This is a genomic window from Wolbachia endosymbiont of Dipetalonema caudispina, from assembly GCF_013365495.1.
Lineage (GTDB): Bacteria > Pseudomonadota > Alphaproteobacteria > Rickettsiales > Anaplasmataceae > Wolbachia.
In genome coordinates, this window is record NZ_CP046580.1 from 368387 (window position 1) to 392222 (window position 23836).

Annotated in this window: 18 protein-coding genes; 11 read left to right on the forward strand and 7 right to left on the reverse strand. The window is 29.0% G+C overall.

Annotation, left to right across the window (positions count from 1 at the left end; all coding sequences use genetic code 11):
* Positions 1-8: 8 nt before the first annotated feature.
* The 3 genes from GOY14_RS01385 to GOY14_RS01395 are packed head-to-tail and all read left to right on the forward strand — an operon-like array spanning position 9 to position 6402.
* Entirely contained in the window at positions 9-4748 is a 4740-nt protein-coding gene (locus GOY14_RS01385) for an NAD-glutamate dehydrogenase (protein ID WP_175809519.1), read from the forward strand.
* 3 nt (positions 4749-4751) lie between these two features.
* Positions 4752-5048, forward strand: a complete 297-nt coding sequence (gene tatB, locus GOY14_RS01390) for a Sec-independent protein translocase subunit TatB (RefSeq protein ID WP_175809520.1) — start codon at positions 4752-4754, stop codon at positions 5046-5048.
* Complete coding sequence (locus tag GOY14_RS01395; protein ID WP_175809521.1) at positions 5020-6402, forward strand: PleD family two-component system response regulator; 1383 nt, start codon at positions 5020-5022, stop codon at positions 6400-6402. The genes tatB and GOY14_RS01395 overlap by 29 nt, the downstream gene beginning before the upstream one ends.
* An 880-nt stretch (positions 6403-7282) precedes the next feature.
* Here GOY14_RS01395 and surE read toward each other — a convergent pair.
* Positions 7283-8035: a 5'/3'-nucleotidase SurE gene (gene surE / locus GOY14_RS01400; RefSeq protein ID WP_175809522.1), complete on the reverse strand. Its 753-nt coding sequence runs from the start codon at positions 8033-8035 to the stop codon at positions 7283-7285.
* Between the two features lie 221 nt (positions 8036-8256).
* Between surE and ligA the strand changes: the two genes are divergently transcribed.
* From ligA to GOY14_RS01425, 5 genes are all read left to right on the forward strand, one after another.
* On the forward strand, positions 8257-10329 hold the full coding sequence (gene ligA, locus GOY14_RS01405) for an NAD-dependent DNA ligase LigA (RefSeq protein WP_175809523.1): 2073 nt from the start codon (positions 8257-8259) through the stop codon (positions 10327-10329).
* 78 nt (positions 10330-10407) lie between these two features.
* Positions 10408-10563, forward strand: a complete 156-nt coding sequence (locus GOY14_RS01410; RefSeq protein ID WP_255419707.1) for a thiaminase II/PqqC family protein — start codon at positions 10408-10410, stop codon at positions 10561-10563.
* Positions 10564-10680: 117 nt separating this feature from the next.
* On the forward strand, positions 10681-11067 hold the full coding sequence (locus tag GOY14_RS01415) for a dihydroneopterin aldolase (protein WP_175809524.1): 387 nt from the start codon (positions 10681-10683) through the stop codon (positions 11065-11067).
* A gap of 15 nt (positions 11068-11082) precedes the next feature.
* Complete coding sequence (folP, locus tag GOY14_RS01420) at positions 11083-12384, forward strand: dihydropteroate synthase (protein ID WP_175809525.1); 1302 nt, start codon at positions 11083-11085, stop codon at positions 12382-12384.
* A complete protein-coding gene (locus GOY14_RS01425) occupies positions 12381-12860 on the forward strand; it encodes a dihydrofolate reductase (protein WP_175809526.1) in 480 nt (159 codons plus the stop codon). Before folP ends, GOY14_RS01425 begins: the two co-directional genes overlap by 4 nt.
* 309 nt (positions 12861-13169) lie before the next feature.
* Here GOY14_RS01425 and uvrB read toward each other — a convergent pair whose 3' ends face one another.
* From uvrB to GOY14_RS01455, 6 genes are all read right to left on the reverse strand, one after another.
* Positions 13170-15104, reverse strand: coding sequence for an excinuclease ABC subunit UvrB (gene uvrB / locus GOY14_RS01430; RefSeq protein ID WP_175809527.1), 1935 nt, complete (start codon positions 15102-15104; stop codon positions 13170-13172).
* An 81-nt stretch (positions 15105-15185) separates the two neighbouring features.
* Complete coding sequence (locus GOY14_RS01435) at positions 15186-15953, reverse strand: cytochrome c1 (RefSeq protein WP_175809528.1); 768 nt, start codon at positions 15951-15953, stop codon at positions 15186-15188.
* On the reverse strand, positions 15953-17185 hold the full coding sequence (locus GOY14_RS01440; protein ID WP_175809529.1) for a cytochrome b: 1233 nt from the start codon (positions 17183-17185) through the stop codon (positions 15953-15955). The genes GOY14_RS01435 and GOY14_RS01440 overlap by 1 nt, the downstream gene beginning before the upstream one ends.
* A 203-nt stretch (positions 17186-17388) precedes the next feature.
* Positions 17389-17712, reverse strand: a complete 324-nt coding sequence (gene grxD / locus GOY14_RS01445; protein ID WP_175809530.1) for a Grx4 family monothiol glutaredoxin — start codon at positions 17710-17712, stop codon at positions 17389-17391.
* Positions 17713-17730: 18 nt separating this feature from the next.
* A complete protein-coding gene (locus tag GOY14_RS01450; protein WP_175809531.1) occupies positions 17731-17949 on the reverse strand; it encodes a BolA/IbaG family iron-sulfur metabolism protein in 219 nt (72 codons plus the stop codon).
* A gap of 59 nt (positions 17950-18008) precedes the next feature.
* The gene (locus GOY14_RS01455; protein ID WP_175809532.1) at positions 18009-19328 is read right to left on the reverse strand and encodes a malic enzyme-like NAD(P)-binding protein; all 1320 of its coding nucleotides are present in this window, start codon (positions 19326-19328) and stop codon (positions 18009-18011) included.
* Between the two features lie 160 nt (positions 19329-19488).
* On the opposite strand from GOY14_RS01455, the gene pgsA reads away from it, so the two are divergent.
* The 3 genes from pgsA to GOY14_RS01470 all read left to right on the forward strand — a co-directional run bounded on the left by pgsA (position 19489) and on the right by GOY14_RS01470 (position 22281).
* On the forward strand, positions 19489-20031 hold the full coding sequence (gene pgsA, locus GOY14_RS01460) for a CDP-diacylglycerol--glycerol-3-phosphate 3-phosphatidyltransferase (RefSeq protein ID WP_175809533.1): 543 nt from the start codon (positions 19489-19491) through the stop codon (positions 20029-20031).
* A 715-nt stretch (positions 20032-20746) separates the two neighbouring features.
* Positions 20747-21481 carry an outer membrane protein assembly factor BamD gene (locus tag GOY14_RS01465; RefSeq protein WP_175809534.1) on the forward strand — a complete coding sequence of 245 codons (735 nt, stop codon included), beginning with the start codon at positions 20747-20749 and terminating at the stop codon, positions 21479-21481.
* Positions 21482-21540: 59 nt separating this feature from the next.
* On the forward strand, positions 21541-22281 hold the full coding sequence (locus GOY14_RS01470; protein WP_175809535.1) for a YebC/PmpR family DNA-binding transcriptional regulator: 741 nt from the start codon (positions 21541-21543) through the stop codon (positions 22279-22281).
* The last annotated feature ends 1555 nt before the right edge of the window (positions 22282-23836 follow it).

Below are 23836 nucleotides of genomic sequence, written 5' to 3' on the forward strand. Positions count from 1 at the left end.
GTAAAAGAATGTGTATAGTTGATAGTATTAACACTGAGTCTTTATTTAAACTAATTAATCAGGAAAATTGGAAAGAAAAAAGAAAGATTAAAGAATTTATAAAATATTTTTATAATTTTGTTTATAATAGTGATTTAAAGATTAATGACGCGTTTCTTTTGTATATTGCAAAGGATGCGTATAATTTTATCTTTAAAAAAGAAGTGGGAGAGAAGAGCAAATTAGAAGTCAGTAATGTAAATGATATACCAAAGATAAAAGGTGATTTTACTGTAGTTAAAATAATAAGTGATGATATGCCTTTTTTAGTTGACTCTATCGTTGCTGCTATTAAATCACACAATTTAGCTATATACTATTATAGTAATAGTATCATTAATATTAAGAGAAAAAATGGTTTGATTGATGAAATTTATGATTTAGAAAAGAATGATGGTGTGAAAGAATCGGTGATATATGTAATTATTAAAGGTATAAGTGATGATTTTATTAGTATTTTAAAAGAGTCTTTGCGAGAAACGCTGAAAGCAGTTGACTATGTTGTAAAAGATTGGTATTTAATGCTACAGAGGTTAAATGCAGCAAGGGATGGACTATGTTTTCTTCAAGAAGAAACAGAGGAAGTTAAAGTTCAACTTCCATCATCATATACTATTCATCAGATTATAGATTTTTTAGATTGGTTGCAAAGTAATAATTTTGTGTTTTTAGGTTATCAAGAGTGTACTACTGATAGAGATGGAAAACTTGTTTTGCACGAAGAGCAAAATTTGGGTTTAATGAGAGTAAGTAAAAAATATCAGAGTTCTTTGACTTTTTTTAAAGATTTGAATCTATATATAGCGAGGTCGGATCTTATTTCTATAGTTCATAGGCGCACGTATATGAATTGTATAGGTGTAAAAGAATTTGATAGTCATAGTAATGTAATAAAGGAGCGGTATTTTTTTGGATTATTTACTTCTGTAGCAGAAGTTCAGGATATCCGTACTATTCCAATAGTAAGAAATAAGGTTAAAGCTATAGGGGAAAAAACAGGTTTTGCACCTGGGGGACATAATAGTAAGGCTTTAGTTTCTATTTTACAAACTTTTTTTTGTGATGAATTATTTCAATTAAGTGAGGATGAGTTATTTAAGATTTGTACTTCAGTTATGTCTCTTGCGGTTAGGCCAAGAGTAAAACTTTTTTTAAGAAGAGTAGGAAATTTTATTAATTGTATAATACTGATACCTATGCAGTATGCTAGTGCTAGATTGATGTTCAAGATACGTGATATATTAAAAAATGAGATGGGTGCAGAAAGTTCAGATATTTATAATAATCATATTATTAATGAATATGATTTAATGAAATTACATGTGGTTTTGAAGACTAGAGATATTAGTGTTGTTAATGATAAAGTTTTGTGTGTTGAAAATAAATTGAAGAATGTTGTGGAAAAGTGGGAAGATCGTTTTATAGATAACCTATATAGTACTTTTAATACGGTTGAGGATATATTTATTCGTTATTGTAGGGCATTTCCGATAAGTTATCAGGAGAATTTTGAGCCTTACATTGCGTATCATGATATAAAAAAATTAGAGATAGTAAGAAGGAAAAGAGTGAGTGAGGTTGATCTAAGGCTTACTTGTGACAATCTTAATTATCAATTAAAGGTTTATACTCCAAGTAATGGGGGACTTGAATTATCAAAAATATTTAAAGTTACTAAGAATTTAGGAGCAAAAATTCTATCTCATAATAGTTATTATATAGAGATTAATGGTGGGATATTGATACACTATTTTGTGTTATCAAAGGTTGATGAATTAGTAAATAATATTACTCTTAAAGAACAGTTTGAAGTCACGCTTGCGAAAGTATTTAGTAGAGAAATCAGAAATGATTATTTCAATAGTTTAGTTATTATTGCTGGACTAGAGTGGAAAGAAGTGCTTTTAATTAGAGCGTTAAGTGCTTATCTAAAGCAAATGTCATTTAATTATAATCCAGGATATATTCAAAAGGTAGTTTCAGAGTATCCAAAAGTAGTAAAGTATTTAGTACAATTATTTCACGCAAGATTTAATCCTAAGGTAGATATTGATAGAGTAGAAACTACTGATATTTTCAAAGAGAAGATTGAAGAACTCTTAAAAGGAGTTAGTAATGTTTCACATGATTATGTTTTACGTTCTATATTTAATTTAATAATGTCTATTCTTAGAACTAGTTATTATCAAAAGGATAAATCTTATTTATCTATAAAATTTGATTCAAGTAAAATAAATGGTTTACCTAATCCACGTCCATATTGTGAATTATATGTTTATTCAAATTTTTTTGAGGGAATTCATTTAAGAGGAGGAAAATTAGCGCGTGGTGGATTAAGATGGTCAGATAGAACAGAGGATTTGCGTACTGAAGTTTTAGGACTTGTAAAAGCTCAAATGACGAAAAATGCAGTTATTGTCCCTGTTGGTGCAAAAGGTGGATTTGTAATAAAGGAAGTTTATAGAGATGAAAATGCTTTAAAGCAAAAAGTTGTTGAGTGTTATAAGGATTTCATTAGAGGAATGCTTGATATTACTGATAATATAATTGATGATAAGATAATTCCACCAAAAAATGTTATTAGATATGATGAAGATGATCCATATTTAGTGGTTGCAGCAGATAAAGGTACTGCTTCATTTTCTGATTATGCTAATCAGATAGCCTCTGAGTATAATTTTTGGCTTAGTGACGCATTTGCATCTGGTGGATCTGTAGGTTATGATCATAAAAGTATGGGTATTACAGCTAGAGGTGCATGGATTGCAGCACAGAGACATTTTTGGAGGATGAATAAGAATATTTATCAAGATATAGCTGTTATCGGGATTGGAGATATGGCTGGTGATTTATTTGGAAATGGTATGCTTCTTTCGAGAAATATGCGTTTAATTGGTGCATTTAATCATATGCATATTTTTATTGATCCAAATCCTGATGTAGAAAATAGTTTTATAGAACGTAAGCGTCTTTTTGAATTACCATTTTCAACTTGGATGGATTATAATAAAGATTTAATTTCTCAGGGTGGTGGGGTATTTGAGCGTAACAGTAAACAAGTAAGTGTTTCTCGGGAAATGAAAAAATGTTTTGGTATAACAGAGGATGTATTATCTCCAAATAGTTTAATTCGATATTTGTTAAAAGCAAAGGTAGATTTGATATGGAATGGAGGAATTGGTACGTTTATTAAAGCAAAAAGTGAAAGTCATGATATGGTTAGTAATAAAGCAAATGATGAATTGAGGATTAACGGTAGAGATATTAGAGCTTCTATGTTCATAGAAGGTGGTAATCTTGGTTGTACGCAACTTGGAAGGATAGAATATGCGAAAAGAGGTGGATATATCAATGCTGATTTTGTTGATAATTCGGCAGGGGTAATATGTTCTGACCTTGAAGTTAATATAAAAATTGCATTTGTATCGGTTATGAAAGAAGGTAGTATTTCCTTAAAAAAAAGAAATGAAATACTGGCTAGTATGATAGATGAGGTTGTATCTAAAGTGCTTGAGGAGCATAACAAGATTGAGACAAAAGCATTACTTTTTGAGTGCTTGCAGGCTAAAGAAAGGTTGGAACAGCATTATAGGTTATTGCTTAGTTTGGAAAAGTCTGGATTGTTAGATAGAGGTGTAGAGTTTTTGCCAGCTGATGAAGAAATAACAGGGATGTTGACTGGAGAAGAGGGCTTTAGCTCTCCTCAGCTTGCTGTTTTAATATCTTATGCTAGGACATCAATAAAAAATGAAGTTATACGTTCTGACCTGCCTGAAAAAGATTTTTTATGTCATGATTATTTGCTAAGTTATTTCCCACAGAAAATGGTAACGGAATTTAAGAATTTTATATTGAAGCATCAATTGCGTAGAGAGATTATTTCTACTTGTATTGCAAATGATGTAGTAAATAGAATGGGTTGTATATTTATTAATAATTTAGTTGAAAAAACTGGAGTTAAAGTATATGAAGCGGTTAATTTATATATTATTGTAAGCCATTTATATAGTTTAAATAGTTTGTGGCGGAAAATTGATGAGTTAGACGGGAAGATTAATGTTAACTCATATTTACAAGTGGTAAGAAGTGTACAAAAATTTATTGGTAGGGTATTATTTTGGTTGGTAAGAAATTTAGGTAAACTTAGCTTTATAAATTTAGATGATGTTTTAAAAGTTAAAGGTGGAATTGAAACTTTGGGACAAAACTTAACTCATGTTTTAGATGAGCATTTGCTAAAAGTTTATCGTCATGGATCTGTTTCTTTGTTGGAACTTAATATAGATAAAGATTTAGCACAAAAAGTTGCTGATTTGTGTATTTTAGCTTATGCATTAGATATTATATCTATTTCTGAGCAAACATCTTTGTCTATTTTGGATGTTGGTAAAATATACTTTAAGTTAAAATCGTTATTAAAATTTGATCTGATTAGAACAATTGCCATTAAAATGAAGAGTCATTCTTCTTATTGGGATCGTAGTTTAATTAATGATTTGTTAGATGATTTGAGCACTTATCATTATCAATTAGCTGTAAAGGTTATAAAGTTTGCTGATAATTGTGAAAATAAGGTTCAAATTTGGGCTCGTAATGATATGGATTACATAGAACGTTATAGTAGCTTTTTAAATGAAATGATTACTTCTAAGCTTGATTTAAGTAAGTTAATCTTTATAATTAAAAGAATTAAGGTACTCGCCTCATAAAAAATGTTCAGCATAGGCCTTCAAGAAATTTTGGTTGTAGTTCTAGTGAGTATAGTTGCTCTTGATAAGAATAAATTTCCTGTATTTATTGATCTCATTAGAAAAACATATAGACATTTTATAGTGATAAAATTAAAAATTAGGAATCTGTTAAAAAATGCTGGAGTTGAAGATTTATGTAAGGATTATTATGTTGAGAAGGTAAATTATGTAGTTGGTAAAGATGGTAAATTTTATCCTAGTTATAGTATAGATAACACATCTAAAGATAATGACAGCAAAGATACTGATAATAGATGATGTACTATCTAATATTAAGTTCTTAGAAGCTCAGCTAAAAGCTGAGTACTATGTAGTGATTGTAACTCATAATAGTAAAGAGGCTATAGATTTAGTAGTGAGGCAACAACCTGATATTATATTACTTGGTATTACAGTGCCGAAAATAAATGGCCTTGAAGTTTGTAAAAGTCTAAAGAATGATCCTTTAACAACTCATATTCCAATAATTATGGTGAATACACTGCATGATATTTGCGATAAAGTGCAGGGTATTAATGCTGGTGCAGATGATTTTTTAACTAAACCAATAGATGAAACTGCTCTGTCTGCACGAATTAAATCTCTTACACGTTTTAAAATGATCATAGATGAATTGCGTCTAAGAGGAAAAACTAATGCTGAAGTTGGTGAAGTAGCAGAAAGCAGTAGTATTATGGGGTATTCTCACAGGATTTTTGATGCTAACCTACTTGTTGTAGGTGAAGATATTTTTCAAATAGAACAAATATTTAATATATTAAAACAAAGTTTTAAGTTAGTTAAAATACTGAATAATCCAATCAAGGCATTAAAGGTTGGTATTGAGGATAATTACGATTTAATTATTTTAGATATGCAATTTTCTAAAATTGATGGTTTACGTTTATGTTCTGAATTTCGTAGTAAGGTAGAAACACGTTATACACCGATTTTTATTCTTTCTGAAGATTATGATAAAAGTAATTTAGTAAGAGCATTGGAAGTTGGTGCTAATGATTATTTAACAGTGCCTATAGATAAAAATGAGTTAATAGCAAAAGTTAACTTACAAGTAAAGCGCAAGAGATATCAAGATGCTTTGAGAATGAATTTATTTAATAATGTAACAATGTCTATAAAAGATCCATTAACTAACTGTTATAATAGAAGGTATTTTGATGCGTATTTAAAGAACATTATCAATGATTTTATAGAAAAGGATAGAAGACTATCTCTTATGATACTTGATATAGACTATTTTAAGGCAGTAAATGATAATTTTGGGCATAGTGCTGGTGATGAACTTTTAAAACAAATACAAAAGAGAATTTCTGAAAATATTAGGGTGGGGGATTTATTAGCTAGGTTTGGTGGTGAAGAATTTGTTGTTATAATGCTTGATGCTAGTATATCAGATGCTTCTACTGTTGCAGAGAGGGTGCGTAAGGTTATTGCTATGGAACCTTTTATTATGTTTTCGGATAGAAATATAATTCATAATATAACTGTAAGCATTGGAATTACAGAAATGCAAAAATCTGATCTTAATAATATCAAGAGATTTATAGTACGTGCTGATAAGTGTTTATATAAAGCAAAAAATAGGGGTAGAAATAAAGTAGTTGCTGACTGATGATTACTTATGGTATATAGCTGAAGCAAGATGTATATTGATATTCTGAGATTCAAGTTATTAGAAAAAATATTATTCAGGTAGTTTTTTTTATTGTTTTAGTATGAAATGCTGAGATATAGTTTTATCATGTAATTTTTTTTATGTAAGCTCATATAAAATTTTTTTGAGTAGGTTAATTTTAATACTAAATTTAGTATAAAGTCATAAGTGATATTATTCTAATATTTTTAAGTTTACTAACTAAAATTGGTGTAATTTTATACATGTAATTCATTATAACACTTACTTATAAATTTAATTATTATATATAGTAAAAGAATTATTAAATACTAGTATTGTTATTTGGATAATTATTATAGAAATACTAGATATATATTATAATTGTAGATGATATTTTGAGTATAATTCATCTTATGATAATAACATTTATATAATCTTTTGCTTGAATATTAAAAGATTTACTTCTAAAGTTCAAGAGGAGAAAAATTTTTATAGTTCTTCCCACTCTTGAAATTTTTAAAATATTTATATTTTTTACTATTTAGAATTGTAAAAGCATGTTTTTACAACTTATGTATTTTAGTAAAGCTTAAATAAAGATATGAAAGAGTGTTCATTAGTGATATTTTTTATTATTTACTTTATTTCACAGATTAAAGATAATTAAATTACCTGTTATTTTTATGATAAAAAATTAGTTAATAGTTTGATTTATTTATAAATTCATGAAAAGAAATTGAGTGCTTATTTAAGTGACTGTTGATTAATATTACTGTTATAATTTTCTTATTTTAGAAAAAGGATGAAGTAGGGAAGTTATTATATATTTTAAATAGGTATAATTATTTCTCTAGTAAAGAATTGGAAAGTACTTTTTTTAATTAGCTATGGAAAAAAACTTGTTTGCATAAAAATTTCTCATAATATTTAATGTATCATAATCTGTAAAATCTAGTTTTATTGGTGTGATAGTGATAAATCCTTCTTTGATTTTGCCTACACTACCACTACCTGAATGTTCTCGAGACCAATCTAGACTTAAAGAACCGTCTGAATTTTCGGTAAAAATTAAGTCTCCATCAATATTATATTCACCTTGTTCAGTAAATTCTACTCCTTTTACTTTTTTTGTAGCAGGAAAATTCACACTCATTGCTATATTTTTAGGCCAACCGACTTCAACTAATTTAGCAGTAATCTTTGGTGCAAAAACCTTTGTGTTATGCCAGTTTATTTCATTATGATATACTTGACTTAATGCAATTGAGGGTATAAATCTCGCAGCACTTTCCATTACTGCTCCAATTGTTCCTGAATAGCATATATCATCTCCAACATTTGAACCGATATTTACTCCTGATAGTACTAGATCTGGCTTTTTATCCATAATTTTATTTAGTGCAATGATAACACAATCTGCAGGTGTACCGGATATGCTGAATTCTTTTTTACCATGTTGATTTACTCTAATAGATTGCCTTATTGGGTAATCAAGAGATCTGGCTGCTCCACTTCTGTCGGTATCTGGTGCTACTACCCATATTTCTGACGCAAAGTTTTGTGCAACCTCTTTAAGTAATTTTATTCCTTCGCTTTCGAAACCGTCATCGTTTGTTATTAATATTATCATATAAGATTCTATGTACTTTAAAGTTATGATAAGTAATTTTGATTGTTAGTTGCAAATAAATCTATTGTTCTTGTTAATTTTAAATTGTCTATAGTAGTTTATCTTGATTTTTTGATGTTTTATCTTTACTATGCATTAAATTTGAAAAATTTACAGCTGAGAAAGTCAATGAAATCTTGATGTTTGTGCACTATTTTTCAATTTAAAGGATGATTTTAAATATGGCTAATTTAGAAAATTTAAGACAAGAGCTTGCTGAGTTAAGAATACAGATGAATTATCATAATGTTTTATATTATCAAAAAAGTAAGCCAGAGATTACTGATGCTGAATACGATGAGCTGAAGCGTAAGATAGCTGAAATCGAAGTGCAACTTCCGGAAGTTCATATAATGCGGGACAGTGTTGGTTCTGCACCGGATGAAAGATTTTTTAAGGTGAGACATCAAAAGCCTATGCTTTCTCTTGATAATGTTTATGATGAGCAAGGTGTAAAGCGGTTTTTGTTTAAGGTAAAGAGATTTTTAATTGAGAGTGAAGTAGAAATATTATGTGAGCCAAAGGTTGATGGGTTATCATTTTCTGCAGTATATGAGAATGGTGGATTTGTTAAAGCTGCAACTCGTGGCAATGGTTTTATAGGAGAAGATGTTACTCACAATGTTGCAACAATAAAAGGTTTTCCTAAGTTTTTACAAGGTGTACAAGGTAGGTTAGAGGTTAGGGGTGAAATATATATTAGTAATAGTGATTTTTTAAGATTAAATGAAAACAATGAGTTTGCTAGTCCTCGAAATGCAGCTGCCGGTTCTCTGAAACAGTTAAATGCAAGAATTACAGCAAGTAGGCCACTCAGGTATTTTGCTTATTTTTTAATTGGTGGAATAGAAAAAAGCCAGTGTGAGATACTAGAGAAACTTGAGGCACTGGGTTTTTGTGTAAATAAGCATCGTTTTTTGACGAATAATTTAGATGGAATGTTGAGATTTTATGATGAAATGTATGATTGTCGCTATAATTTAGATTATGATATTGATGGAATAGTTTATAAAGTGAATGATTTGGCGCTACAAAATCGTTTAGGAAACACTCATAAAGCACCACGTTCAGCACTTGCATACAAATTTTCTGCGGTTTATGCAAAGACAAAATTGAACAAAATATTTATACAGATAGGTAGGACAGGGGTTTTAACTCCGGTTGCTAGTTTAGTACCAGTTAATATTGGTGGAGTGCTAATTAGCAAAGCAAGTTTGCATAATCAAAATGAGATAAAGCGTAAAGACATAAGAGAGGGTGATATTGTAATAATCAAAAGGGCAGGAGAAGTAATTCCTCAAATTGTTGAGGTAGACAAAGTTTCTCGTTATACAAACGTGTCTGAGTTTGTATTTCCTAAAAAATGTCCTGAGTGTGGGAGTGAGTTACAGATTGAGGGAGTAATAATAAGATGTCCTGGGGAGTTTACTTGTAAAGCTCAAATAATAGAAAAGTTGAAACATTTTGTATCAAAAGATGCATTTGACATTATTGGTCTTGGTGAAAAGCAGATAAAATTTTTTTATGAACTTGGTTTGATAAGAAGAATTCCAGATATTTTTGCTTTAGAAGAAAAATTAAGTAGATTTAATCTGGAAAATCAGTCTGGCTGGGGTGAGAAATCATTAGCTAATTTATTAAATGCTATACGAAGGAAAAAGGTAGTAACTTTAGATAGATTAATATTTTCTTTAGGTATTAGATTTGTTGGTCAGGTTATAGCAGGATTACTTGCAAAGTATTATGTTTCTTATGATATCTGGTATAGCTCAATGATAAGATTATTATCAACTGATATTGAGACGGATATGAGTAACATAAAAGAAGAGACGATTAAATTTTATAGTCATGAGCTGATAGGTATAGATGGAATAGGAGAAAAAGTGGTAGAGTCCTTGAAATTATTTTTTTCTAAAGAATTAAATATTAAGATGTTAAATGATTTGATTATTTATATTCAAATCCTTCCTATGAGTTCGAATTCTAGCAATTCTATTCTAAATAATAAAATTGTAGTGTTTACTGGTAAACTACTTGGTATGAGTAGAGAAGAGGCAAAAGTTAGAGCTAAAGCTTTAGGAGCAAAAATTAGCTCAAGTCTTTCTACTAAAACTGACTATCTAGTTGCAGGGGGAGATTCAGGTGCTAAGTATAGGAAAGCAGTGGAATTAGGTATAAAAATTTTAAGCGAAGATCAGTGGTATAAAATAATAAATTTTGAAGTACCTAGTAATAACTATCATACTCTTAGGTAGCATATGGGTTGTGTATCTTGACATTTAGTAAAATCTATAAATAAACTAGATAGTTTGTATTTATTTGGAGTTATAATAATGTTCATTCAATTACTTGATAAAGAATTAAATGATTTTCATTTATTGAAGCATCAGTTTTATCATCTATGGAGTGAAGGAAAATTAAGTCTTGAAGTTCTACAAATTTATGCTAAAGAGTATTATCATCATGTTGCTACTTTTTCGTTATATTAGTGGTATACGTTCTTTTGTATATAGTTAAAAGAGATTTTTTGATGGAAGTAAAAATTTTTTTAAGGAACTTGGTGATTGGAAGTATGTGGATAAAGAATTATAAAAGTAGAATTGAATATGAAGTCTTTATGTAATCTTTTTATTCAGGACTTGAGACTTTGGATTCATTTGGGGTGTAGTGTAGAAGAAAGGTTCCATTCTCAATTGGTGAGTGTTAATGTTGATTTTGCTTTTAGATCTCCTCCTTTAGGGTTTATTACTGACCAACTTGAAGATACTATCTGTTATTTAGAGGTAGTACAAAATATTAAATCTCTTGCTCAAAGTAAACAATTTAATTTAATTGAGCATTTTACCTATAATATATATATTACCATTAGTAACCTTATAATGCAGAAAAGACATATTATTTCTTCTATAAAAGTAGTTGCTCATAAAATTGCACCACCTGTTCCTGATGTACATGGAGGTATTATCTTTACTTATTGTAATATATTGCAATAAATAGGAAGATAGCTAATGATTTATATTTCTATTGGTTCAAATTTGGGGAATCGTCTTTCTAATTTGCAAAAGGCTACTCAATTATTGAAGAGATATTATTTTAAAGATTTAAGGTCTTCAATTATTTTAGAGACTCAAGCTATTTTACCAGATGGTGCTCCAGTTGAGTGGGATAAGCCTTTTTTTAATATGGTTGTGTATGGAAGTTGTTTTATTCCCCCTAAAAAGCTATTAAAAGGCCTTAAGCAAATCGAGTGTGATATGGGTCGTCCGCAAGTCTATAAAAAATGGGAACCTCGTATTATTGATTTAGATATTTTATTATGGGATGATCTAGTACTCGATACATCATATCTTACTATCCCTCACCCGGAATTAATGGATAGACCATTTTTGTTGCACTTAATGGCAATGTTAAATCCTATGGCTAATATTCCAGTAATTAATAAAACTTTTGATGCTATTGCTTGTAGTAAACCTAACATTAAGGATTGTTTTTTAAAGAGCTTTGCACTTTCACCAAGGTTTATAGGAATTGTTAATATTACTCCTGATTCATTTTCAGATGGTGGTTTTTATTATGATTCAGATCAAGCGACTAAACAAGCATTAAAATTGATGTCTGATGGTGCAAGTATAGTTGATCTTGGTGCTCAATCCACAAGACCTGGATCTTCTATTCAGTCCCCGCAAGTAGAATATACACGTTTGAAGCCAGTGCTTGATAATCTTAGTTGTTATATGAGAGATGGCGATGTTGAAGTTAGTATTGATACTTTCTGGCCAGATGTTATTTTAAATGTTTTAGAAAGCTATAACGTGGCTTGGATAAACGATGTGAAAGGGAATTTAGATGATGGTACTTTAAGGACAATTGCGAGCAGTAAGTGTGGTATTATTATTATGCATTCATTTTCTGTGTTATCACATAAAGATGATGTTGGTGGTGGTATTACTATTGATCCAATTGATACTATAAATAGGTGGGTAGAAAAGAATATCAATAAGTTACTTGCTCTTGGTTTTGATAAAGATTCAATAATTATTGATCCTGGTATCGGTTTTGGAAAATCTTTGTATCAGAATATTGAGATTTTACGAAATATAGAGGCATTACGGAATTTTGGTTGTAAGATTTTAGTTGGTCATTCTAGAAAGTCATTCATTTCTTCTTTTTCTACAGAGCTTGTTTTTAATCGAGATTTAGAAACAATTGCTGTATCGTCTATATTGTGTAATCAAGTTGATTTTCTTCGAGTACATAATGTGCGTAATCATATGCAATTTTTTGTAGCTCAAGCTGTCTTACGGAAGTGATGATTATTGGAATCATGGCTGTTGATCCTAATGGAGTGATTGGAGAGAATAATAAATTACCTTGGTGTTATCCAAGTGAGTTAAGACATTTTCTTCAGATAACTAATAGGCAAATCATTGTTATGGGAAGAAAAACATTTGCAACAATGCCAAAAAGTATATTAAAAGATCGTACTTCTATTGTTTTTTCTCGTAATAAATTAAATTCTTGTTTTTATAGAGATATAAAATGTACAGTTGTTTCTTCTATGAAAGAATTTTTATTGATTCGAGGTAATTCTAAAGTATATATGATTGGTGGAGCACAGATAGCACATCTTTTTTTACGTTGTAATTTAATATCAGAGTTTATTGTAACAGAGATTCATAATCTTTATAAAGGTAGTGTATATTTCAATTTAACGTTTCTTGATAAATGGAATAAGATTATTCTAACAAGAACACAGGATTATACTATATATAAGTTAACACGTTAAATATAATATGTTAAAGTAATTTTTATAATATTTACTATATTCAATGTGTGGTGAAGTATTAGAGAATTCTCGATTGTTATATTTCAAGAGATTTAAAAAAAAAGGTTGTGCTGCTATCATATAACATTATTTTTATTTGTAATAAAGGTGATTTATAAGATGGCCTTTTCTTTTTATAAGGGAATTCAATCAATAAATAAACTAATACAATTGCTGATGTGATGGACATGGTATGGATTAGATGATTGAAAAATAGAAGGTGAATTATGTATTTGTAGCAAAAGAGCAATCTAACTTTTCTTTTGTTATTTATATATTATTAAGCCTTTTAATAATATTCTTTATTTTTGATGCTTTTTCAAATTCTAAGTTCTTGGCATATTTTAACATTTGTTTCTTTAGGTCTTTTAGATCAGTATTACTAATATTAATATCTTTTTCATTTACTGCTTTATCTTGTAGAGTATTAGATATAGTTTTTATTATAGTTTTTGGTGTAATATTGTGTAGTATATTATATTCTTGTTGTTTTTTTCTTCTTCTTTCAGTTTCTTTTAACGCACGGTTTAAGGAATTAGTGATTTTATCTGCATATAAAATTACTCTACCTTTAGCATTGCGAGCAGCACGTCCTATCGTTTGAATGAATGAAGTCTCTGATCGCAAAAATCCTTCTTTATCAGCATCTAAAATTGCAACTAAGCCACACTCTGGAATATCAAGGCCTTCACGCAGTAGGTTCACACCAACTAATACATCAATTTCTTTTGATCTTAATTTATATATAATATTAATTCTTTCTAATGCACCGATATCTGAGTGTAAATAATTTACCCTTATATTTAATTCACTCATATGATCAGCTAGCTTTTCAGCCATTTTTTTTGTTAAAGTAGTGATTAAAACACGAAACCCATTATTTATTGTTAGTTGTGCTTCGTGAATTACATCGTTAACTTGATTTTCTATTGGTTTAATATTGCAGATTGGATCTGTAAGTCCTGTTGGACGAATGACCTGTTCTATAAATACATTATTGGTTTTTATTAACTCGTATTTTCCAGGAGTAGCTGAAACGTAAATAGTTTGTGGCCGTATTTTTTCCCACTCTTCAAATGTTAATGGTCGATTATCAAAAGTAGAGGGGAGCCTAAAGCCATAGTCAACTAATTTTTTTTTACGTGCTTTATTAGCACTATACATTGCACTAATTTGGGGAATGGTGACATGGCTTTCATCGACAAATAGGATGACATCTTTAGGTAGATATTCAAATAAGGTAGGTGGTGGATATCCAGCTTTTGTTCCGCAGAGATAACGTGAATAATTTTCGATACCTTTGCATGTTCCAGTTGTTACCATCATTTCTATGTCAAAATTGGTACGTTGTTCAAGGCGTTTTGCTTCAACAAATTTATTTTGAGAGTAGTAATAGCTTAAGCGTTCATGTAGTTCTTTTTTAATTAATGGAACCGCTTCTAATAAAGCTTCGCGTGATGTAATATGATAACTGTTTGGAAAAACAGTGATTTTATCTATGTATTTAATAATATTACCGGTTATAGAATCAATTTCAGAGATTTTTTCTATTTTATTATGAAATAATGATAAACGCCAGGCTTTATTTTCATTGCAAGCGGGAAAGATATCAATAATATCTCCACATACTCTAAAATTTCCTCTTTTAAATTTGATACCGGAGTGTCTATATTGAAGATTGATTAAATTACTCAAAAAATCATTGATATGAATTTTATCTCCAATATTTAATGATATAGTCATATTAATATAGCTTTTAGGTGAACCAAGACCATATATGCAAGAGATACTAGCAACTATAATTATATCCCTACGCTCTAAAAGGGAGCAAATTGCAGAGTAACGTAGCATGTCAATTTTTTCATTGATTGTGGAGTCTTTTTCAATATAAGTATCAGTTTGTGGTGAATAAGCTTCAGGTTGATAATAATCGTAATAAGAAATAAAGTATCCAACAGCATTGTAAGGGAAAAATCTTCTCATTTCTTCATAAAGTTGTGCTGCTAAAGTTTTATTATGTGCCATAATTAATGCAGGCCTGTTTGTTCTTGCAATGACATTTGCCATAGTGAAAGTTTTTCCGGAGCCGGTGACCCCAAGTAAAACTTGATCTCTTTTATTGTTGTTTAGTCCTACAACTAAATTATCAATTGCTTGTGGTTGATCTCCAGCTGGTTTAAAATGTGTAATGATTTGAAATTTCATAATCTTATTTTTTTATGGTATTTTATTATTAATATTCTTGTTATGCGGCAGGTTATAAAAGTGAGTATCTAGAAGAAAAATCTATTTTCTATTTTTATAAAGTTTGCTCCAAACTTTATTGTTGGTTAATATAAAAAGTGTTGTTAAAATTATGAGATACGCTATCACTTTAAACCCTAGTTTGTGCCTATGTTCTAATTCTGGTTCTGCTGCCCATTGCAAGAAATTTACTATATCATATGACATATTTTCAACTGTAGCTTGTTTCTTCGTACTATTGTATTCTACTATTCCTTCAAATAGTGGCGGTGCCATAGCTAACTTACCTGTTGGAAAATATGGATTAAAATATAAATTGTTTTCATCTTGTTTACTATTTTGGTAACCGGTTAGAAGTGAATAGACGTAGTTTGCACCATCATGTCTTGCTTTAATAATTAATGACAAATCTGGTGGAACTGCACCGTTGTTACTTGCTGCAGCTGCTTCTTTTGTATTGAAAGGTGCGATAAAATAATCTGAGGGTATTCCAGGTCTGTCAAACATTTCACCTAGATCATTTGGGCCGTCTTTGACTTGATAAGAAGATGCAATCTGTTTGATATCTTCTTCAGAAAAACCTATATCTTGTAAATTGCGAAATGCTATTTTATTCATTGAATGGCAAGCGGCACAAACTTCTTTATATACTTTGTAGCCACGCTGAATTGATTCCCTATCAAAAAATCCAGTAATTCCATTAAAACTCCAGTTTATTTTTTTATTAGGTAATGGTTTGAATTCTTTTGCATATACAAGATTAACGAGAAATAACGTGCAAAATACAGCAAACATATTTCTCACTGGCATTATTTCATCTCCTGTACAGAATCACTTATAGTTTTGGGTAGTTCTCCTGATTTTTCATATTTACTAAGTAATGGTAAAATGATTGCAAAGTATAAAAAGTAATAAAGAGTGGAAAGCCTGCTAAAAGTAATATAAGGTTCCTTTGCTTCTTGTCCTCCCAGCCAAGCAAGTAATGTAAAATTTATCACAAAAATCCAAAAAAAAACTTTAAATAATGGACGATAAGTACCGCTTTTTACTTTTGTTTTATCAAGCCAAGGTAACAGAAACCATATTAAAATGGATCCAAACATGGCAGACACACCAATAAATTTATTTGGAATTGAACGTAGCATTGCGTAAAAAGGTAAGAAATACCATTCAGGTACTATATGTATTGGAGTAACCATAGGATCAGCTTCTATATAGTTATCTGGATGCCCAAGATAATTTGGAGCATAAAAGATGAACATAGATAAAACTATCAAAAATAGACCAAAGGTTATGCAGTCTTTAACTACATAGTAAGGATAAAATGGGATGGTATCTTTGTGTGATTTAACTTCTATTCCACTTGGATTGCCAGAACCAAACCTATGTAAGGCTATAATATGTAGAACAACTAAAGTGATGATAATGAAAGGAAAAAGGTAATGTAGAGCAAAAAAACGATTAAGTGTTGGGTTGTCGACAGAAAAACCGCCCCATAACCATATAACTATCTTATCACCTATGAAAGGTATGACTGAGAATAAATTAGTTATCACTGTTGCACCCCAAAAACTCATTTGTCCCCATGGAAGAACATATCCCATAAAGGCTGTTGCCAGCATTACAAAAAATATGAATATGCCAATGAACCACACCATTTCTCGTGGTTTTTTATAGGATCCGTAATATAATCCACGTATTATGTGAATATAAATTACCATAAAGAAAAGAGAAGCTCCGACAGCATGAGTATAACGTATTAACCATCCATAATGTACATCGCGCATTATGTGTTCCACACTATTAAATGCGTGATTTATATGTGGAGTGTAATGCATGGCTAAAAATATCCCTGTTATTATTTGTAAAGTGAGTGCAATGCCGGCTAAAAAACCAAAGTTCCAAGCATAGTTTAAGTTTTTTGGTACTTGATAGGAAGCAATATTTTTGAGGAAAGAAAGTACAGGTAACCTATATTCTATCCAACTTAATATATTTTTTCCCTCATTTACTATTGTATTTTTTTTTGAGTCATCTTGCATGCTCAAAATTTCTCTATCTTTAATTCATTTATTATAGCAGTTTATTTATTGTAAACAATAAAAATTTTAAATTTAATTGAGAGCAAATTTATTTCTATTTAAGAATAGTTAGATAACTTTGCTTTTTAAAAGCATATAGTGTATTTAACACGATTTAAAGATATTAGTTAGTTATTTAAATAATATTTTTTATAGATTGTTTCTTATTTTGTAATGATTTTTTTTTCCTTTAAAAGATTTTGTAGCTCCCCTTTTTCATACATCTCACGAGTAATGTCACAACCACCAATAAACTCTCCTTTTATATATAGTTGTGGAATTGTTGGCCAATCAGAAAATTTTTTTATGGATTGACGTACTTCATTATTTTCCAGTACATTAATATATTTAAACCTAACATTTAATTTTTTAAGAATTGATACAACAAACCCAGAAAACCCACATTGAGGAAAATCAGAAGTTCCTTTCATGTATAAAACTACATCATTTTCTGCTATGTCTTTTTTTATTTGTTCAAAGTTGCTCATAAATATCACCTTAAAATTTTAAGCACTAGTTTCTAGTTGTAATGCATGTATAGATTGATTTTCTAGAGCTTTGTATACCATTTTATGTTGTTCAATTTTTGTTTTTCCAAGAAAGTGCTTAGAAATTATTTTTAAATAATAATGTTCACTATCTCCAGCAAGGTCATTGATCTTGATATCAGCATCTGGAAATGATTGTTTGATAATTTTATTTAATTCACGAATTGTAATAGCCATTGATCTACTTTAAGTTACAATATTTTATTTTATATATAAAAATGATTATATGCAATTAATTATTGTGTAGATAGTAAATTTAGTGTGTTAATAGTACTTGCAAGACGGGATTTTAATTGATTTTCATATTTATTCCAATCTTTTATTAACTTTCTAGCAACATCTGAATGCACTGCAGCTTTTGCAACTGCAGGAGAGACTATTGAAATTAATCTTGGGTCAAATGGAGTAGGTATTATATATTCACGTCCATAGCTCATTCTACGATTGCCATAAACTGTAGATATTTCATCAGGAACTGGCTCATGTGCGAGTTTTGCTATTGCAGCTGCAGCTGCAATCTTCATTTCATTATTGATAGTTGTTGCATGTACATCAAGTGCTCCTCTAAATATATAAGGGAATCCTATTACGTTATTAACTTGGTTATTGTAATCTGATCTACCAGTTGCTATTATTGCATCTGGTCTTATGGATTTTGCAAACTCGGGCTTTATTTCTGGGTTAGGATTGGCAAGGGCAAAAATAATAGGATTTTTGCTCATGCTTTTTAACATCTCTTCGTTAAGTACATCTTTTACAGATAATCCGATAAATACGTCAGCACCTTTTATCGCGTCGAATAAAGAACGTTCTTTAGTGTCAGTTGCATATTTTTCTTTCCACTTATTCATATCCTCTTTTCTACCTTTATATATTACTCCCTTTTTATCACATAGTACTATATTTTGAGCACCCATTAATCTTAGTATGTCTAAACATGCAATACCGGCTGCTCCAGCACCATTCATGATAATTTTAACCTCTTTTAATTTCTTTCTTGCAACGTCAAGAGCATTTTCTATACCTGCTGCAACAACTACTGCAGTTCCATGTTGATCATCGTGAAATACTGGAATATCCATCAATTCGTTTAGGCGTTTCTCTATTATGAAGCAATCAGGGGATCTTATATCTTCTAAATTTATTCCTCCCCAACTTGGTCCAAGGTGTTTTACTATGTTGATAAAGTCTTCTACATTTTCTGTATCGATTTCTATATCAACTGCATCAATATCAGCAAAGCGTTTAAATAAAACAGCTTTTCCTTCCATAACTGGCTTTGATGCAAGAGGACCAATATTGCCAAGCCCAAGCACTGCAGTTCCGTTTGAAATGACAGCAATACAGTTACTTTTTGTTGTATAATCATAGACTACTTTAGGGTTTTTAACTATTTCAAGGCACGGAGCTGCGACTCCAGGAGAATAAGCAAGCGATAAATCATACTGAGTGGACAAAGGCTTTGTTGGTAAAATGGATATTTTACCAGGATTATTTCCTCTATTATGATATTTAAGTGCTTTTTGTTTTGTAGTGTTATCTAAATCATCGTTCATGGTTGTATCTTTATAATATTAATATTTTAAATTTTAAAATAGTAAATTTTTTTAAGTATATGGAGTTTTGATATAATATTCAATCGTTAAACTATTAGCTTGTGAATTATACCCTACTACTGTATAAATAATTTACTGTACTGCATTAAAATTACATTGCATGTTTAAGAAAAACTTGCCTAATTTACTGACAATTTCTCGTGCATTTGCAATACCAGCAATAATATTAAGTTTTTATATAGAAAATAAATATGCAAGCTTAATCACTATATCAATTTTTATATTTGCATGTATTACAGATTTCTTTGACGGTTACTTAGCACGTGTATGGCAAGTTCAATCGAGATTTGGTAGACTATTTGATCCGATTGCTGATAAGTTAATAGTAGTTTCAACAATAATTATGTTAATTTATAAGCACAAGATAAATGATTTTACGATAATACCATCAGTGATAATTGTTTGTAGAGAGATATTAGTTTCTGGTCTACGGGAATTCTTAATAGCTATGAATGCTAGCTTACCTGTAAGCAAAATTGGGAAAATTAAAACATTTTTACAAATGATTGCTGTTGTAGCTTTAATAGTTAATGATTATGAAATAACTCAACGTATAGGTATAATTTGTCTTTGGATTGCAGCTATTATAACTGTATGGTCAGGCTATAGTTATATTTTAATTGGTATTAAACAAACTAGCTGAATTTCTTAAAAAGGAAGTTTTTGTTATAATAAATTTAATTAAATAATTGAGATTTATTTAATATATTAGTTTGCAAGTCAATAAAATTGAAGGCTAATAGTTTTGTGTTTAGATTTTTTCTGAAATTTTTTTTGTGACCTTATTAAGGTGCAGATTAAAAAAAAAAGTTAAGATCTGAGAAGGGAATGAATCTTTAGAGACAGGCTTAAGCAAGAATTATTAAAGTTGAGAAAAAGGCATTTTATAGATAGTATATATTAGATATTATTTGATACTATAGATGATTTACTAAGTTATATTAATTATTTTAATGGTTTATTTTAATATGTATTATATTTGATTATTGTATAGAAAGATTAGAGAAAGAAAAGCTTTATTATATAAATTAGGTGTTGTTATCTATATTAGATATTTAACAAGTGTATTTAATATTATAATTATGACATAATATAGAATATTTCTTTTGAAGAGTAGAGGATACAGTTTTACTTTGGCTTGAAGTAATTGTTTTTTGTAATTCTTTAATTTTTATATTTGTCTTTAACTATGAGAGAGAGTAAAGAAATTTAAGAAAATAAATAAAGTTTAAGATTGATAAAAAATAATAATAGTACAAGAATTAGCTATATAGTTTTTCTGTCTACTATTTTAAAAGTTAAAGAAGTTTGTTATTTATATAATATTTAATTATATTGCATTTTATTTAAAAAAATTAATGTATAGGGTTTTAATTATATACTTTATTTTTTTAATTTGTTTATCTATGCAGTCTTATGCATTGAATGATTCTGGAAGAACTGAATCTAAACTCTATGAGGAAGCGATGAGGCTTTTCAAGCAAAAAAAATATAAACAAGCTGTTAAAGTATTTCAAAAAATTGAAGATTTATATCCTTTCTCTCATATGGCAATGAAAGCTAGGTTATTAGTTGGTGTTTCTCATTATAATATGCATGACTATGATAGTGCCGCAAGTGATATGAATGATTATATACAAGTTTATTCGAATGGTGAAGATTTACCATATGTGTATTACTTAAGGGTATTATCTTATTATATGCAAATTCGTAAAATCCAACTTGGACAACGAATTGCATATAAAACTCTAGACTTAGCTAGTGAGTATATTAATTTTTTTCCTGACAGTAAATATATAGAAGAGATTAAGGAAAAAGTTAAACTGGTTACAGAGCATATCTTGGCAAAAGAATATTCTGTTGGTAAGTTCTATTTAATGCGTGGTGAATACTTGGCAGCAATTAAAAGATTTCAAAATATAGTAAGCAATAAAGATTCTGGCTATTTTCTTAAATCTATTAACTATTTAATAACAGCTTATTTAGCTCTTGGTCTTAATTCGGAAGTTAAGCAGTATAAGAGTCTACTAGCAGAAAATCTAAAAAAAAGAAAAGAGAAGGATGAAGTCATATGTAAAAATAGTAAGCCATAATGAAAATTGACTTGAGTTTTTTCTATGCTTTAATATACAATTAGTTTATAATTATTTATATGGCTGGTCATTCACAATTTTCAAATATAAAACATCGAAAGGGAGCTAGAGATGCAAGGCGTTCTCAAAAATTTACAAAGCTCATTAGAGAGATAACAGTTATTGCAAAGCAAGGTTTACCTAATCCTGAACTTAATCCACGCCTTCGCTCTGCTCTATCTACTGCACGTAAAGAGAATTTACCGAAAGATAAAATAAAAACAGCAATAAAAAATGCTATTGGTAGTGCTGTAGGAAAAAATTATGAGGAAATACAATATGAAGGTTATGGACCATCTGGTACTGCGCTTATTGTTCATGCTTTAACAAATAATCGTAATCGAACTATTTCTGAGATACGTTATATTTTTTCGCGCAAGGGTGGAAGTTTAGGAGAAATGGGAAATGTTAATTACCTTTTCGATCATGTAGGTTTGATTATTTATAAAATGGAAAATGTAGCTTTTGAAGCTCTATTTGATTATGGAATTGAATTAGAAGTATTTGATGTTGAGAAAAATGATAAAAAAGGATTGTGTATTATAACTTGCAAAACAAAAGATTTTTGTAGAGTGTGTAATGCTTTTTATGCAAAATTTGGAAAGCCAGAGCTTGCTCGCCTTTCATGGAGGCCAAAAAATTTAATTGAAATTACTGATAAGAAATTAATCAATAAATTATCTATATTGATTAGAGAGTTAGAAAGTAATGATGATGTTCGATACGTTGAGAGTAATTTTACTTTTGCTGATTCTGCTTAAACTATGTTATGAAATTTATGATATTTATATGCTTTATAATTGCCAATGTTTCAGTTTGTATGATCTTAAAATAATAATTAATAATTAAAACAATCTTAATTAATTTTAGTAACTAAGATTTTCTTTTACTGTATGGTTAGCAGGTTTCACTCCACAGTAGCTAATAAAGTTGATTGTATAAATGAGAGTTGGTATAAACTTTGAAAGGGATATTAATTATACCTGTAGTAATTTTAAAGTTCTTTTGAGGGATCGTTTAATAACTAAAAGAGTAGGAAAAAATTATACATTCACTAGTATAATAAAAAAAGTTACTCATTTATTTTATTAAAAATTGCGAAATTGTAAAAGAAAGGTCTTTTAGTAATCAAAGAAGGAGTAAGTTTTAAAAATGGTAAGGCTTTTGTCAATTTTTCCTAATAGAGATTTCATATATTTTTAAAATTTGGTAATAGAGCATTTCAATTTATGATAAGATTATTTTTTATAAAGGAGTAGGAGATTTATTTAGCTAAATTTGTTTTTCATGTATATACTGTTGCAGAAAGTATGATAAATATAATATATAGAAATAAGAATGGTTAGGTAGGTAAATATATAAAGTTAAAGTAAAACATAAAAATAGATATTTGACTTGCTATGTTGCACAAGTAAATTTAGTGATAATATAAGTGGTTAACTTTTAAATAAATGATAAAAAAGCAAGGAGGTAAGCTGTGCAGCTTATTATGTTTTTGTTGAGCGAGTACTGTGTGTTGAGTAAGATCACATTTATGTTATCAGCTGATATAATAGTATATGAAAGTGAAGTAGATTAATTGATTATATAAAAAAAGGTTTAAGATACTTGTAAATAAGATAAATAAAACGGTCAGTAAAGGGTATTTTAATGAAAACAAAATTAAAAGTAACATTGATAGTGTTGAGCATAGAGTAGATAAATTTAAGTTAACTCTACTACTTTTATAGTGATATAGTATATTAAAATATTTATTAATGTTTTATCTCAATGCAGTTTGTTTCAATATTAATTTTTTCTTAAAAGATTTTTATTAATTCCCCTAAAAGAAGAAAGAAGTAGAATTTCTTAAATATTATTGAAATTTATTCTAATAAAATGTTTATCATAATTTTACTTATAAGTAAACATGTTTTTTTAATTAAAGTTAAAGGTATCACATAAAAAAGTTAAAGTGAGTGGTGTAAAGATAATTCAATAGAGATTTCAATAGTGATTATTTCAGAATAAAACCAATGTAATATTGGTTACTGTATAGGTTTATTTTATACAAAGCCCTTTTAGTGATACAGAAAATAGTAATATATTTTACACTTTTATCTGAAAAGATAAAAGTGGCTAGGTTGTAATAAGTATATACTGCTCTTAATATAGTATAGTGTAAAATATAATTTAATTTTTTTTGTGTTATGCTTATGAATTAAAGTTTACATTATTTAATTAAGTATATGATAAAACTAGATAGTATATAGTAAAATTGTATATTAGGATACCTTTAAGAAGGTAAGAGTAAAGGGTATAACCTTTTAAATATGA

Bases quoted from the DNA above. Each gene is read 5' to 3' on its own strand.
- GOY14_RS01385 (WP_175809519.1), top strand. From the start codon at position 9: ATGTGTATAGTTGATAGTATTAACACTGAGTCTTTATTTAAACTAATT.
- tatB (WP_175809520.1), top strand. From the start codon at position 4,752: ATGTTCAGCATAGGCCTTCAAGAAATTTTGGTTGTAGTTCTAGTGAGT.
- GOY14_RS01395 (WP_175809521.1), top strand. From the start codon at position 5,020: ATGACAGCAAAGATACTGATAATAGATGATGTACTATCTAATATTAAG.
- surE (WP_175809522.1), bottom strand. From the start codon at position 8,035: ATGATAATATTAATAACAAACGATGACGGTTTCGAAAGCGAAGGAATA.
- ligA (WP_175809523.1), top strand. From the start codon at position 8,257: ATGGCTAATTTAGAAAATTTAAGACAAGAGCTTGCTGAGTTAAGAATA.
- GOY14_RS01410 (WP_255419707.1), top strand. From the start codon at position 10,408: ATGTTCATTCAATTACTTGATAAAGAATTAAATGATTTTCATTTATTG.
- GOY14_RS01415 (WP_175809524.1), top strand. From the start codon at position 10,681: ATGAAGTCTTTATGTAATCTTTTTATTCAGGACTTGAGACTTTGGATT.
- folP (WP_175809525.1), top strand. From the start codon at position 11,083: ATGATTTATATTTCTATTGGTTCAAATTTGGGGAATCGTCTTTCTAAT.
- uvrB (WP_175809527.1), bottom strand. From the start codon at position 15,104: ATGAAATTTCAAATCATTACACATTTTAAACCAGCTGGAGATCAACCA.
- GOY14_RS01435 (WP_175809528.1), bottom strand. From the start codon at position 15,953: ATGCCAGTGAGAAATATGTTTGCTGTATTTTGCACGTTATTTCTCGTT.
- GOY14_RS01440 (WP_175809529.1), bottom strand. From the start codon at position 17,185: ATGCAAGATGACTCAAAAAAAAATACAATAGTAAATGAGGGAAAAAAT.
- grxD (WP_175809530.1), bottom strand. From the start codon at position 17,712: ATGAGCAACTTTGAACAAATAAAAAAAGACATAGCAGAAAATGATGTA.
- GOY14_RS01450 (WP_175809531.1), bottom strand. From the start codon at position 17,949: ATGGCTATTACAATTCGTGAATTAAATAAAATTATCAAACAATCATTT.
- GOY14_RS01455 (WP_175809532.1), bottom strand. From the start codon at position 19,328: ATGAACGATGATTTAGATAACACTACAAAACAAAAAGCACTTAAATAT.
- pgsA (WP_175809533.1), top strand. From the start codon at position 19,489: ATGTTTAAGAAAAACTTGCCTAATTTACTGACAATTTCTCGTGCATTT.
- GOY14_RS01465 (WP_175809534.1), top strand. From the start codon at position 20,747: ATGTATAGGGTTTTAATTATATACTTTATTTTTTTAATTTGTTTATCT.
- GOY14_RS01470 (WP_175809535.1), top strand. From the start codon at position 21,541: ATGGCTGGTCATTCACAATTTTCAAATATAAAACATCGAAAGGGAGCT.